Source organism: Pseudoalteromonas luteoviolacea S2607 (assembly GCF_001625575.1).
In the GTDB taxonomy this organism is placed as follows: domain Bacteria; phylum Pseudomonadota; class Gammaproteobacteria; order Enterobacterales; family Alteromonadaceae; genus Pseudoalteromonas; species Pseudoalteromonas luteoviolacea_E.
In genome coordinates this window covers 38,447-53,710 of sequence record NZ_AUXV01000005.1, presented here as the reverse complement: position 1 = coordinate 53,710, position 15,264 = coordinate 38,447, and the positions used below count along the sequence as shown (strand labels likewise).

The 15,264-nt window shown below is 44.6% G+C and carries 10 protein-coding genes; 3 read left to right on the top strand and 7 right to left on the bottom strand.

The features are described 5' to 3' along the window. Positions 1–2: 2 nt before the first annotated feature. Entirely contained in the window at positions 3–1,253 is a 1,251-nt protein-coding gene (locus N480_RS04920) for an efflux RND transporter periplasmic adaptor subunit (RefSeq protein ID WP_063371432.1), read from the bottom strand. Between the two features lie 304 nt (positions 1,254–1,557). Between N480_RS04920 and N480_RS04915 the strand changes: the two genes are divergently transcribed. Together N480_RS04915 and N480_RS04910 are read left to right on the top strand one after the other, a co-directional pair. Continuing rightward, the gene (locus tag N480_RS04915) at positions 1,558–2,712 is read left to right on the top strand and encodes a tetratricopeptide repeat protein (protein WP_081231755.1); all 1,155 of its coding nucleotides are present in this window, start codon (positions 1,558–1,560) and stop codon (positions 2,710–2,712) included. A 116-nt stretch (positions 2,713–2,828) separates the two neighbouring features. After that, the gene (locus N480_RS04910) at positions 2,829–4,640 is read left to right on the top strand and encodes a PKD domain-containing protein (RefSeq protein ID WP_063371431.1); all 1,812 of its coding nucleotides are present in this window, start codon (positions 2,829–2,831) and stop codon (positions 4,638–4,640) included. A gap of 73 nt (positions 4,641–4,713) precedes the next feature. Here N480_RS04910 and N480_RS04905 read toward each other — a convergent pair whose 3' ends face one another. From N480_RS04905 to N480_RS04880, 6 genes are all read right to left on the bottom strand, one after another. Beyond that, on the bottom strand, positions 4,714–7,527 hold the full coding sequence (locus N480_RS04905; RefSeq protein WP_063371430.1) for a TolB family protein: 2,814 nt from the start codon (positions 7,525–7,527) through the stop codon (positions 4,714–4,716). Positions 7,528–7,592: 65 nt separating this feature from the next. Next, the gene (locus N480_RS04900) at positions 7,593–7,835 is read right to left on the bottom strand and encodes a hypothetical protein (RefSeq protein ID WP_063371429.1); all 243 of its coding nucleotides are present in this window, start codon (positions 7,833–7,835) and stop codon (positions 7,593–7,595) included. A 101-nt stretch (positions 7,836–7,936) separates the two neighbouring features. Further along, positions 7,937–9,220 (bottom strand): sensor histidine kinase, encoded by a 1,284-nt coding sequence (locus tag N480_RS04895; protein WP_063371428.1) that lies wholly within the window; start codon positions 9,218–9,220, stop codon positions 7,937–7,939. After that, a complete protein-coding gene (locus N480_RS04890) occupies positions 9,210–10,592 on the bottom strand; it encodes a sigma-54-dependent transcriptional regulator (RefSeq protein ID WP_063371427.1) in 1,383 nt (460 codons plus the stop codon). Before N480_RS04890 ends, N480_RS04895 begins: the two co-directional genes overlap by 11 nt. A gap of 67 nt (positions 10,593–10,659) precedes the next feature. Continuing rightward, positions 10,660–11,511, bottom strand: a complete 852-nt coding sequence (locus N480_RS04885; RefSeq protein ID WP_063371426.1) for a D-hexose-6-phosphate mutarotase — start codon at positions 11,509–11,511, stop codon at positions 10,660–10,662. 134 nt (positions 11,512–11,645) lie between these two features. Then, positions 11,646–13,604 carry a methyl-accepting chemotaxis protein gene (locus N480_RS04880; protein ID WP_063371425.1) on the bottom strand — a complete coding sequence of 653 codons (1,959 nt, stop codon included), beginning with the start codon at positions 13,602–13,604 and terminating at the stop codon, positions 11,646–11,648. 164 nt (positions 13,605–13,768) lie between these two features. Here N480_RS04880 and N480_RS04875 point away from each other — a divergent pair, with 164 nt between their 5' ends. After that, complete coding sequence (locus N480_RS04875; protein ID WP_063371424.1) at positions 13,769–15,025, top strand: hypothetical protein; 1,257 nt, start codon at positions 13,769–13,771, stop codon at positions 15,023–15,025. Positions 15,026–15,264: the final 239 nt, after the last annotated feature.

Here is a 15,264-nt window from a genome sequence, read left to right as displayed (position 1 = left end):
TCCTATTGAATCACGAGGCTAGCACCTTGCTGAACAAGGTGCTTAAGGTCTGATAAAATCACTGTATCTCCAGCATTAAGGCCTTGCTCAACAATGATATAACGCCCCGATTGACGACCAAATACGACGTCAATTAGCTCCGACTTGCCTTCTTTTAAAACCCGATATATGCGCCCAGTTTGACGGGTGAATGAACCTACAGGCTGACGAATGTATACCACATCTAGTAAATTTTCGACGGTGATTACAGCTTCTACACTCAGTTTCGGCCTTGCGGCAGTAGGCACCTCATTAAGTATTGCAGCCTCAACTAAAACACTGTGATTGGTTACAACTGGGTCAATACGCGAGATCTGTGCCGCAGCGGTTTGTTCTCCAACCTTTATTTCAACCGCTTGCCCTAATTGGATTTTCTGCGCATCCGTCTGGGCGACTTGCAAGACAGCAGTCAGCTCATTTTGGCTGCCCATCGATGCAATAATACCGCCTCTTAGCACGCTTTCGCCTAACCCCAGCGGCATGCTCTCTATGACGCCATCACTCGGCGCGCGTATTTCAAGGGCCATAATCTTGCGATTTAAAGCCTTCAACTCCTGCGCTTTTAGTACGACTTTGTTTTTTGTGATGGCCAATTCTTTGTGATGCATATCTTGTAATTGCACAATACGTTCTTGTGCATTGTTTAACTGCAACCTTAGACTGTCCCGTTCAGCTTGCGTCTGTAAAAATGACAATTGAGATACAACACCCTGTTTTGCCAAATCTTCCTGCGCTCGATAACGAATTTGTAATGTCGCGAGCTTGCCACGGATGCTGGCCAACTTCGCTTGTTCGGTAAGTACCTCACGATGCTGTCTAATCTTATCTAATTCATATTGTATTTGGACTGCCTCAAGGTGTTGCTGCATTTTCGTTAGCCGCAGGTCCAAATCATCATTACTCAGTACCGCTATCACATCTCCCTTATTAACCGGCTCACCCGCCTTTCGCATAATTGCCATGACAATACCGGCACTTGGTGTCGTAATCGTTTGCTGACGGGCACTCTTCAGTATGCCAAACGCCTGCACTTTTATAGCTAATGGACCTCGCACCGCAGAATCGAAGATTAGCGACTGACGGTCGACATTCACCGTCGAGTCCAATTGACTCCAAAACACCACAAGACTTACGGTCAAACAGACCAGTCCCATTAAAACACCGCGATATTTTCGCGCTTTAGCGTACCGACGCGGCGCTAGGTTTATATCCATACATTATTCACTCTTCATAAAAGTTCGACATCAAAAGTGATATCGAGTGACTGCAGAGCGAGAAACGTACCAAATTTAAAAGCCATATATTTCAGAAACTTAAAATAAGCCGTAATATTTACATGTCTCACATTCGAAAATATCGCGTGTCAATTCCGTAATTGCAACGGCGTAATATCTGAGTTATGCATAAGTCGCTGCACACACTCGCCACTTGGGTTTAGCTTCTTTTTATTTTGTTGATAATCAATCGAATTTCTGACATAAAGTAGAGGTCGTTTATCATCTTGAAGGAACTATTTTTATGATGAAAAGCTTGGTACTACTCCCTATATTTTTTCTTTTAAGTGCTTGTAATATCTCAAAAGAAGTACCTGAAACAACCATGCCTCACGTCAACACACTCTTTAGTGAAAATACATTTCTACCTCAACCAACAATTGAAGAGTCTGAAATATTCTTGCTGTCAGAACAAGAACAACAGAAGTTTATGGCCTACTTTAATGAAGAAGTAAATCGAGGGATAAGGGCTGATAAGGCAGTCTTTAACTATCTTGAACAACGCTTAGACCAGTTCACTTATGACGGCGAAACATTAACAGCGCAGGAGTCTTTAACACGAAATGAGGGAAACTGCATTTCACTGGCGATATTAACCCAAGCCTATGCCAATTTAGCGCAAGTAGAGACAACCTTTAGAGAAGTTGGAACTATTCCGGTCTTTCGCAAAGACAATAACACCATCCTAATTTCAAATCACTTCCGCACTAAGTTATTAGCACCTAAAGTAACTACTTCTCCAAACGAATTTGAGATTATCCGCGCAGGTACTGTCGTTGATTACTTTCCAGCCCAAGACAGCTTTTTCATAGATACGGCAAGTTATCAGGATTTAGTTGCTAAATATTATGCCAATAAATCCGTTGATGCTTTGCTGGATGAGCAGTTTGATAAAAGCTACAGCTTATTAACAAAAGCACTTAATTATACCCCTTATGACCCTGAGCTTATTAACATTGCCGCCGTTTTACATCGCCGAACAGGTCAACAAGCCCAAGCATTAGAGATTTTTGGATACGCAAAAACGCATCAACTTATTAGTCAAAATTTACTGGCAAATTATCTATCACTGGCAAAAAAACAAGCAGACCATGTACTTGTTGAGTATCTAGAAGCAAGTTTAGATAGCAGCGCTACAACTCCCTTTGACAAAATTCAGCTGGCGCAACGCTCTGCAAAAAAAGGCAAATATAACAAAGCAATAAAAGAGCTTAAAGATGTCATCATTGAAGCCCCCTACATTCCTGAGCCCTATTTCGAACTTGCGCGTATTTATTATGCGAAAGGCGAAATCGAAATGACTGAACGTTTACTCGCATTGGCGGTTGAAAAGTCTTCCGATCCTGAAAAGCGCGCACTTTTTCAAGCTAAACGAGATGCGATCCCAAGCAACAAGTAAAAACACACACAATAAAAATATTTGATTATCATTTTCTTTACAATTGGGTTTTATAGGATTATTTTGTTTTGTGGATGTTTAATTTTTATTCAACACCACACTAACAAGGAACATAAATGAAAACTCGTTATTTACTATCAGCGCTCGCGCTCGCATCCGCGAGCAGCGTTGCGCAAACAACTGCGCTCACCGAAGCACAAATGATGCAATACACCAGCAAAACAAGCATGGCTACCATTGGTAAACGTGCTGAATTAAATTTAGAAATTCAGCCTCAAGCCATCGCGACATTCTCTGGTGACAATGCAACTCAAGTTATCACCCAAAAAGTCTCCCACCCTAATGCGAGCTATTTAAAGCTACATTTTAAAAACATTAGCTTAGCGGGCGGTGGCAAATTGGTGGTCCGTTCAGAGGATGGCAGTGAGCGCTATGAATACACTGAACAAAATATGCGTGCGGCAACACTCAGTCAAGGCGATGATGGTGTCACTAGTTTCTCTGCCATGTCTATTTCTGCGGACACCGCAGTTGTAGAGTACACACCTGGCACTCAGAACACAGTAAGTCAAAACGCCATCATCGATTACTATGACCATGGTATTGAAAATGAACTACACATGGCGCCCGCAGCGGACGTAGGGATCAGCTCTACCTGTGGTGCGATGGAAAGAAAGGACGTCCAGTGCTGGGCAAGCAGTCACTCTACTGAATTTGAGCGTAGCCGCCCTGTTGCACGCCTGCTGATGAATGGTAGTGGATTGTGCACAGGCTGGCGTGTTGGCCCAGATAACCGCATGTTTACCAACAACCACTGTGTAGAAAGTGCGTCAGAGTTATCCAACACTGAGGTTTGGTTTAACTATCAACATACGTCGTGTAATGGCTCGACACTTGAGACCGTGGTGAAAGTAACAGGTAAAGACTTTCTATCAACAGACTATACCCTTGATTATACGTTATTCACGATTAACGATTTCGCCAAAGCTCAACCATTTGGTTACTTTGGCTTAGATGTGCGCAATGCGACACAAGGTGAGCGCATCTATATCCCTCAACACGGTTCGGGTAATCCGAAAGAGCTGTCTATTGAGTCAGATCGCGACACCGATGGCTTATGTTCAGTTAATAATGCCAATGCCAATGGCAGAGGGACTGGTACAGATCTAGGTTACTACTGTGACACCATAGGTGGTTCTTCTGGCTCACCTGTCCTAGCGGCGTCAAGTAATAAGGTCATCGCGCTACATCACTTGGGCGGCTGCCATAACAAGGGGGCAAAAGTCAGCTTGATTTGGCCAAAAGTGGCATCACACTTCAATAACCAAATCCCTGATGGCGACAACAATAGCGACCCTATGCCTGTTGCTGACTTCTCGCTCAGCTGTAATGCGCTAAGTTGTAGTTTTGATGGCAGTGCGTCAAGTTCTCCAAATGGTGCAATTAGCCAATACGAGTGGAGCTATGGCGACGCTTCAAGCAATGGTTTTGGTGCTACTGTCAACCACAACTATGCTTCCTATGGCGTGTACAATGTCTCGTTAACGGTAACAGATACAAGTGGCGCATCAGCCACAACATCAAAACAGGTCACATTGGTAGACCCTAATAACGACCCTGCGAAACTCATCAATGGGGTTGCCAAAGAGGGGTTGAGTGGTGCGCGATCTGATACTGCATTCTATTACCTCGACCTACCAGCCGGTGCATCTAATGTAACGGTGAGTATTTCTGGCGGCTCTGGTGATGCCGATCTGTATGTACGAAAAGGTGACAAACCGACCACATCAACTTATGACTGCCGCCCTTATCGCTGGGGTAATAGTGAAACATGTAACATCACAGGTGGCGCAGGTAAATACTGGATTATGTTGCGTGGATATAGCGCATATTCTGGCGTAAAACTTATTGCCAGCTACACTGAATAAGTCAATTAGTTCTAACAAACCAACCAATTGTTAAGGCGGACGTCAGTCCGCCTTTTTATGCCGCATGAGTAGCTTACATAGCATGCCAGAGACCAAACCAGGCGCGCCATTCATCTTCAAATTCATCACTGACCACTCGACTGAGCCCGATATCCAAACGCAAGTTAGATACCCCTGCAGGTGCAAACTGTGCCGCTGAGCCCAACACCTTTCGACTCAGATCAAGTTGCCACTTAGCACCCCAACTTTGTGCGATGAATTCGCTATCTAAACGATGACGCTTGATAAACAAACGTGGCATCCCAAGCTTCCAGCTAGTGGCAAATTCATACCCTAAATAATGTTGCCCTGTGGCAAAGAAATAAGGTAATTCGGCACTTTGTACTATCGCGGCGCCAATACCATTATAAATACTGTTCACATCATACCCTCCAAGCTGTAACGCCGCAGAGGTTCGATATCGATTGCTGGACTTCAAAAAAAAGGGCCACTCCCAGAGCTTGGCATACCCCCCTAGTGTAAATCGATGTCCTTGGTTTTCTCCCCAAATATGAGCCGCATCCATACTCAACCCAAATGCGAAAGATTGCCGGTCATACCTATATGAAAGCTGGCTACCGAGCCAATAGCTGTGGTGCAAGCTGGATGCGTGTTTCTCAGCATGCCAACCGAGACTGGGTTGCCAGTGCCATTTATCGCCTTCTCTTAAAGTAGTGAGCTCAAGGGTATTTGACCAGCCGTCAAAATGCGCTTGATCTGTCATCCGTTCATCAGCTTGTTTGTCGGGATTTAAATCAAAAACCCGCAGCGCGTTATGGATTTGAATATTGTCAGTAGAGTATTGTAGATCAGCATAAACTCCTCTTAAGAAGTCGTTGCTGGGACTCGCATTCACACCCAGTTGCCAGCGGTACTTTTTCAGTATATCTGAACCCGCCATGCCAACCCCTAAGCTGTATTCACTTGCTGAAGCACCATGCGCCGCTAGCGTCACAGCCCAATCCTGATCTAAAGCTTGATAAGGCTCGATAGGAAACTCACCCACTGATCGCACTTTATCAGACTTAACTGCGCTGTTCGGTGTTTGAGTTGTTTCAATTGGAGGCCGCTGCGGCGACACGGACAGTGCAGAAAGCTTGGTACCATAGGCTGTGCTCTCTAAAAATAATAGCTGCTCTTCCAGGTAGCCGACGACTTCTTCATATACATGATATCCAGCACTGAGCTGACGCAAAATTCGCTCAGATAAATCATACTGGTAGACACCTAAGCCGCCCTGGCGTCCAGCAATAAAGTACAGCGTATTCAAGTCATGATGCCACTTTGGTGCCGTAACATATTGCGTATTTTTAGGAAGCGGGACTATTGTAGCTTGCTTATGCGGCGCATCAACAGATGTAATATGCACCTGCCACCCCAGCTCTGGCGTTTGCTTCATAAACGCTAGTTGGCGTCCAGCACTATCCACTACCGGATAATCAAATACGGTGTCCAATTTACTTTCAAATAGGCGGGTCACTTCCTGTGTCTGTAAATTAAAGCGAACCAATTGTGAGAACCCATTTAAGACTCGCTCAGCAATGACCTCTGTTTGATTGACGATGGTAAAACGGCGCACCCCCAAATCATGGGATACACGTTCCGCGTGATCACTTGAAATATGCCAGCGATATAAATCGTTGATAAGGCTGCCTGATTGGCTTTTATTTCTTACTACAAAATAAAGCGTTTCTTCGTCTAGCCATTGTGGATAGGAGACACCTGAGAAATTAATAGGCGTATAAGCTGCCAATACTTCGTGTAAAAATGATTCTGGTTGCTTATCGGGGATGTCGTTGGGGTCACGCTCTAACAGCGCAGCTTGGCGCTGTGTAAACTTAGCCATTGCTACGTCATTCTTCTCACTGGCATACACTTTTAAGCGTGTATTACCCTGTTTATCCGTTTCAACCACAACAAACTTACGCAGGCTTGGCGATAGCTGAACATCACGAGCGGCAAAAGAGAAACGCATAAATTCATCACTCGCAACGGGTTCCATCTGCTGTTCTTCTTGCATTGCTTGGTAGGTAAACTCAGCAATAAAACGACGGTACAACTTTTGTGCAGTTTGGCCAAACACACCGCTGAACGCAGACTCAAAACTACGAGGTTCAACTGCCACAACTCGAGTCCACACGGCGTCCAACGTTTTTTGACCATAACCCGCCTCTAACCAAGCCAAAAATCGAGATCCGAGTAAATATGCCATTGCGCTGGCGCGATAACTTCCATCACCAAAATTCAAAGCGGCATAGGGTAACAAAGCCCCCTCGCGAGCAAACACTCGCAGTAATGCTTCACTGTAATTATCAAACAGCCGACCTTTACCAGTCAATTTAGATTCTTGCAATGTGGCATACCCCTCTGCGACCCAACGCGGCAATGCAGCGGTAGCCAAATCATAGCCGTCATTTAAATCCCGCAGCCACTGCTTGTAACTATGCCTACTAGGTTGAGATAAATGCACTAAGTGAATGTATTCATGCAGCACTAATAACTCTAACCAACTTTGGTGATGGGCGATTTCCATGTCTGATTGCGGCGGCGTAACATACAGCACCATAAAAGGACTATCTGAACTGGGCAGCGCATACCCATTAGGTAAATTGAAGGGATCTAAGATGATTGCATCGGTTATAACATGGAGTGCACGGGATTGTTGCGCCAGCACATCTGAACGTACTTTCTCTAATTCAGATGCCGTGGCTTGAGCCCATATTTGATGCTGGGGTTGAAAGTGTACCTTAAAATGTGGCGTAGAAATGGTTTGCCATTCACTGCCATGTGCCACAAACGGGCTCAGCCAAAGCCCAGCCACAAACCACAGTAGCATGCATTTTTGCATTGATTATCCCTTGCACGATTATCTCACTTATCAACAGTAAGCCAATTTTCACACTCACGAAAGGGTTAATCGTGACGAGCCATCGCTCCTAGAGAAGTAAACAGCGTTAAAATAGCACCAACTACGACAAATGCCACCATGGAAAATAAGACACTTAAGCCAAGTGTAAACTTCGCCACGGCCATGGCTGCCGCGACACTCCACACACTTAAGCGGCTTAGCCAAAGCTTGGTATGACTGGGTAGTTGTATGTTCTTAAGAACAAAAGTCATGAATAGAAAAGCTAAAAACGGATACAACACTAACATAATGCACTCCTCGCAGCGTTAGCCAAGTCATTGTGTGGTGCATGCACTATGCACAACCACTCTGAGTTAGGAATTGAATTATATAGTAATGAGAATTATTATCAATTGGGCAGTGCGATTTTTATTTCTGCTCCGTGTAAACCATTGCTTACTGAAAAGCTTCCACCATGCTGCTCGACTATTTGCCGGCTTAACGTAATACCAATTCCCTGACCACTCGACTTGGTTGAATAAAAAGGCGTCATAGCATTGTCTATATTCACAAACCCTCCTCCTTGATCAGCTATAGAAATTACGATGTGTGCTGCCTGATAAACCGCACTAAGCTGCACTAAACGCCCCGTAGGATGCTGCGTTAAATTCGCCTCAAAAGCATTTTTAAGGAGGTTGATCAATGCTTGTTCAAGTAACTGAGGATCGCAATAGCAATGACGCACAGAGCAGTCCAAGTCGATATGTTGATCATCATACATTTCACTGCATAGCTTTTTGATGGACATCAATAAATCGTATAACACCACTTTTTCTCGACGTAAATCTAGCGGTTTAGCGATTTGATTATAGCGGGAAACAAACTGCTGGATGTGGGCGCTACGCTGTTCGATAACAGTCAACGCATTATGATCCCGAGGCTGTGTTACTTTCGCTTTCAGGCTTTGTGCCAAGGAGCTGATTGGCGACAACGAGTTATGTATTTCGTGACCTATGACTCTGAGCAGTCGTTGCCAAGCAGCTAATTCTTGATGCCTTAGTGCTTTACGAATATCGGTTGCAATGATCAAATGATGGCGTTGTCCTTCGTCAAAAAATTCACTGCTGTTTAAGGTCCAGTTGTTACGTAATGTATTGCGGATAAAGCTCCACTCTCCTTGCTTATTCACCAATTCTAACTGCGCACTTGTGCGCCCCTTGGCACTCTGCCAAGGTATATGATAAATCAGCTCAAAAGCAGGATTTGCATAACTGAGTTGATCATTCTCATCGAATATCCAAATCGGGCTAGGTAATTTATCGATTAATTGGTAAACAACGAACAGCTGGCGATTGTATTTCGCTTTATCTCGATGTAACTGCTCACTGAGCGCGACTAAGCGACTTTCAAACTCAGCCACTTCACCGGACAAAAAGTGCGGCTTGAGCTGATGGTTAAAATCGCTTTGTTGCATTGCTTCAAGTTGCATATTCGCGCGTTTAAATACGCCTACAATGCGCTTTTTCAGCCAACGCGAAATAGCTTGTAACGCCAAAAAAGCTGCGGAGCTAAGTGTCACTGCAATATAAGGTGAAGACAGCACAAAATTTACCATTACAAACAACAGCATGACAACAAAGCTATTCAGCACCAGCATATAGAGCTGTATTTCACGCTCTAAATTAGCTTTCATTTTTTAGCCCGTATTTATCGAGCCTTCTGTATAGCGAGGATTTACTGATACCTAAACGTTTAGCAGAACTATCCACCACACCGTTTTCCTCAGACAAGACCTTTGAAATGGCGGCCTTTTCTATATCTGCGAGTGTTTGTTGCTGTGAGTTTAAAGCATCATGATGTGTTGAATGTCCAGCGACTGGCCTTGCCAAGCGCAGCTGGCAATCATGTAACTCGATTTGGTCACCTTCACTCATTAGTAACGCACGTTCCATGACATGGCTGAGTTCGCGAATATTGCCAGGCCATGGGTAGCGCAGTAATGCCGCCACCACTTCTTGACTGAATGGCTTCGCTATCATCTGGTATCTAATCGCGTGGCGTTCCAACAGGTACTGTGCAAAAGGTGCAATATCTTCTTTTCGCTGTCGCAGAGGAGGAAGCTCAAAAACAAAGGTGTTAATGCGATACAGTAAGTCATTGCGAAATGCACCTTGTTCAACCAGTGCATTAAGATTGGCATTCGTCGCACAAATGACACGTACGTCACTTCGCAACGTTTCGCTGCTACCGAGTACTTCATATTCTCCTGACTCTAATACGCGCAAAAGTTTGGCTTGCAAAGGCAAAGATAGCGTTGCGATTTCATCCAAGAACAATGTCCCGCCATCGGCGATCGTAAACCGACCATCTCGAGTGGCTTTCGCATCCGTAAACGCCCCTTTCACATGGCCGAATAGCTCACTTTCGAACAGGCTAGCGGATAACGCGCCCACGTTAACACTTACCAAAGGCCCGCTTGCCCTAAGAGACTGCGAATGTAAGCCTTCTACCACATGGCTTTTGCCCACACCACTTTCTCCACACAGTAGTATGGTCGCATCGGTTTTCGCTATCCGAGCTAATTTAGCCTCGAAAGATCGCATTATCGGCGACTGCCAATCATACGTACGCTGATTCTCAACCGTACTAGACATCTCAGCTTGGCAGTCTGCTAAGCGTGATCCTTGGCGCTGGCTTAGCGTTTGCTGCTGTTGAATTGAGGCGAGTAATTCTTCGTTTTGCCAAGGTTTTTCAATAAAATCACAGGCCCCCAATTGCAGCGCCTGCACAGCTAACGAGACACTACCCCAACCTGTCAAGCAAATAACTGCGGGGGGCTTAGACCGAGTATGTAACCAGCTTAAAAAGCTCAGACCTTCGTCACCAGAGGTAGTATCCCGCGTGAAATTCATATCGAGTAAAATAAGTGATATCGCTTTTACACTCAGTAATTGTTTAGCAATATCGGGGGATTCGGCTTCAATGACATCAAAGCCCTGATCTTCTAAGAAGTAAGCGATGCTGAGTCGTACTTCTACGTTGTCGTCAATGATCAATATGGTCATCGTTAATACTGCGTATCCCAACCTTTAAATATCGCTAGGATACGCCAATCAACTAGATTCTAAAAGGTTACAGCCAGCGAACTTTTGTCGTCAGGGTGTGGCTTTGACCCGGCTCAACCGTTGCGATGTCTTCTAATACATTAGCAGCTTCCAAACACAACATGCCCAAGTACTCTTCGTCTTGGAAGTTACTCAAGCGCTTAGACTTTTCGATCCACGGGTTCCACAGAACACAAGAAGCGGAGTTTTCTCGCGACACTTCAATAATGCCATCAGGCGTGCGAATTGTTTGTACCGGTGTCGCTTGTGTGTACACCATATCGGTTTCACGGGCAAACTCAACGATGCTATCCTGCTTAAACGGACCCTCTCCAAACTCGATATATTGTGCGCCCTGAAGTCCATCGACTTGCGTTACCTTAATGTCTGACGTAGGCAGGTAAGTGTGTAAGGCTTGAGTCAGTGAAAATGGCTCGCTGCCTAGGTTAGTGTTAGTCAACCTCACCTCTACAGAATCATTCAGTATAAACTCAACTTCTAATCTAGACTCGTGAGGCCAATATGTCTTGTCCACCTGAACCATAGGTAAAGACAAAGAAATTCTGACTTCTTGTGCCGTTTCGATGACTTTCTCTGCTCGCCAAACGACCTTTCTAGCGACACCATGCGCTGGCCAGTCTGGGTTTTCATGCGTGCCAAACCAAGGCCAGCAAATAGGAATCCCCCCTCTGAATGATGTTCCCTCTTGATAATCTTCATCAGCAGACACCCACATCAAATCAGCTTTACCAGTCGGAATAAACTCCGTAAGTTGCGCCCCCTGAAGAAAAATCTTTGCTTGGCATAATGGACTATTTACCTCAAAATACTCTAGTCCAGTCTCGGTTCTTGCTAATTTTACCGATTCGGAAAATTCCATGATCCACCTATCAATTGTCTCTAACTATCCTTACATTACCGAGCCACTTTCACCGAGTAAACCACAATTACACACTATGAATGATCTTCAACAATTTTGTTCAAAATAGCGGCATTTTTTACATTTTTATGCACTCAAACTTTGAATTTACCAACCAATTCTGTGAGTTGATGCGACAAGCCCGTCATTTTCTCCCCATTGTCACAAGTATCACTGGCAATCGCGCTGACACTATCTGCGGCATTTTTAATCTCTACTACATTGCGATTGATGTCTTCCGCAACATGCTGCTGCTCTTCTGCCGCCGTAGCAATTTGGGTATTTAAATCACTGATATTCTGAATCGATTGTGTTATCTCAATAAATTGATTTTGGGCAGAATGCGTTAGCTCGACGGTTTTTTCTGTTCTGGTTAAACTGTTTTTCATATCGCTCGACACCCCCTCTGTCATTTTGCGTAGCTTGTCTAATTGGGAGGCGATTTCTTCTGTTGATTCTGAGGTGCGTTGTGACAAAGCCCGTACTTCATCGGCCACGACCGCAAAGCCTCTGCCGTGCTCCCCTGCTCTGGCTGCCTCAATGGCCGCATTCAGTGCCAATAAGTTAGTTTGCTCAGCTATCCCACGGATCACACTCAATATCGACATAATGTTTTCGCTTTCACTGTCGAGTTTTGTGATGTCTGTCGTAGCGCGATTAATCACATCGGACAGATCCGCCACACTATGAACCGTTTCTGTGATCACGGTTTGGCCAAGTTCAGACGCATGCTGCGTTTGCGTAGCAAGTTCTGCAGCATTGGCGCAACTAGACGCAACTTCATTAGCTGTGGCTGCCATTTGGTTAATTGCCGTCGCAGCCATCTCTAATGCTTGTTGCTGTGAGCTTGTGGAGCCCGTTAATTCATCGGCTTGTCCTGCCGTTGCCAGCGCTGTTTGATTGACCTGTTGAGCACAGTGATTTATTTGCTGTACCAATTGCGCTATCAGATTGAGAAATTGGTTAAAGCTCTCTGCTAGCCTGCCCGTTTCATCTTGGGTATTCACGTCTAGTCGCTTGGTTAAGTCCCCGCCACCTTGAGATATCGCCGTCAAGCCATCACTCACATTCACAATGGGTCCTGAAAGTAAGCCCGCAATATATGTTGCCAACACAATGAAAACAGCCACTAAAACAAGACTAATCACAATGAGTGTCCACATCATATTATTGGCCGTACTCATCACTTCTTGTTGCTCCACAAAGGCAATAAACTTCCAGCCCAGTGTTTTTGAAGTATAAATATTTGAGAAGTATTCAGTGCCATCTATGGTAATTTCAAACAATCCATCGGGGCTGCGGTTAAGTTCACGATACAAGCCATTTTCTACTTCGTCGATGTGTTTAAAGGTGTAATCAGGGTGCTTTGCATTTACCAAAATCGTGCCGGTATCTTCTTCCAGCATCAAATAACCGGTTTCACCTAATTTGATGCTTTTAATAATATCGGTTAAGCCCTTTAAAGAGACATCCATGCCCTGAACGCCCACAAACTGGCCATTAGATTTCACCGCTTTTACCGTTGAAATGATAGCCGTATCATCGGGTTCCCAATAGTAGGCGTCAGTAAGCGATGTTTGTCCATTTGCGCGCTTGCCTGTGGTGTACCAAGGCCTTACACGGGGATCATATTGTGCACTCACCTGCCCTTTAGGCCACTGAATATATCCCCCTTCAGGGTTGCCAAAGTAGATGTATGAAATGCCCGGATGGGATCGGCCAAACTGATTATATAAATCAAAGAGTCGCTGCTCCACGGCTGTGCCTGTATCGGGTGTCATTTGTTTTGCACTGGGGTTATCAATGTATACGGAAACATTAGTACCGCCATTTTGCACATCCGGGTGGCCGGATAGGTAAGTGACATTCTTCGCCACTTCATCAAAAAACATGCTGATCCCATTGTCTATTTGCTGCGCCTCTCGGCTACTCATTTCAACAAATTTATCAATGGCAAGCTGTCGAGTTTGACTGATCACAATGGCGGCAATAATGACGAGCGGGACAACAATGGCAGTGATGAATGCGAGGCGTAACTTTTGCGAAATATTCATAGCGAAAACTTCCTGTGAGCATTCAAAAAATATAGTTGTAGATCCTCAACTATACAAAAAGATTAAAAATTTTCAGTGGGCTCAGCGCTTAATCCCACTGTGCAAACTAATCAATAGTCAACTACGCTTAGGAGCAATAGCCACTGTTATATGGATGTCCTCCCATGCCGCTTAATCCCAAAGCATGTCTTGTCATCGCACTTGTACTGCAAGCGGGTGCTACGCCTGCTTTAGCCTCAGATGAAGAGCTGGCAGAGCTCAAACAGCAGCTGCTCAAGTTACAACAGCGGATCACCCAGCTTGAGAAAACCAAGCAAGCTGAGGCTAAACAAAAAGCTAAGGCTAAAGAACAGGCCTCTAAACCAAGCATCAAAGTCGGCGGTGCAGTGCGCACAAACTTCAGTCATACGTCATACGACGATGACAATAAAAATCGAGGTGGCGATTTTGAGTTAGATGTATTTCGTATAAATTTTTCAGGCAACATTGGCGGCTTTGGCTTAAATGCCGAGTGGCGGTATTTCGATTATATGACTGCTGTAAAGTATGCCTACCTCTATTATGACTTTGCTCAAGACTGGCAAGCGCAAGTTGGTTTAACCAAAGTGCCATTCGGTAACTGGCCATATAATTCCCATAGTTGGTTCTTTGGCACAACCTATTATGTTGGGCTTGAAGACGACCATGACATGGGTGTGCTATTCAAACGTAAACTTGCAGATAACTGGCAACTCGATCTCGGTTTCTTTAAAAACGATGAACTAGGCGGTGTAGATGGATATGTAGAAGATCGCAGCGACCGCTACTCTTATGACATTGTTGGCTTTAGAGCCCCCACAGATGGTATCTATGACGACCCCACACAGCCACTTGGTGAATACAATACCTTTTCTGGGCGCTATGGTTATCACTTCAAGCACAGCGGCGGTACCACCGAGTTAGGCGTTTCGGGTTTAATGGGGGACTTGCATAATGGGGTTTCAAAAGCGGGAGATTACCAAGCCTGGGCGGTACATTTAAACGCCAATATCGGACCGTGGAATTTACAACTACAACACGGCGAATATGACTATAACATCGCCAATGTCGATCGCATTGCAGTGGGCGCTTACGCGTTTTATGACTCAATCGCGGCGCAAGCGACCATGTCCAATATGAATATTGCTTATAGCATGAAAGTAAAATTGGGCCCAATTAACTCTCTGCAGTTTTATAACGATTTTGGCATTATCTATGACAAATCGGACAACAGCAGTGATACTTGGATGAATGTGACTGGAGTGTCTATGTCTGCGGGCGCTTTCTTTTCTTATTTAGACTTTGTCAATGCGAAAAACCAGCCATTCGTCGGTGGCTCAATTGCAGGTGACAGCGACGATACTGAGCGCCGTTTTAACTTGAACTTTGGTTACTACTTTTAAACACCTGATACCGAGCAGGACAAGAGACGAAATTTATTCACTAAAGTGCGACTTTTTTTCCGTCATGAGGATATTTGTTTCTGAGTTGCACTTTATTTACAATAAAAATATCAACCACATGTTTTTTATAATTAATTTTGTAAAGCTAGTTTAATTAAAGTGCCCTTGGATGGTTCCAAACCATAACAAATATTACGCAACAATCTGACATTTTATTATGCCTGTTACCACATAGATAC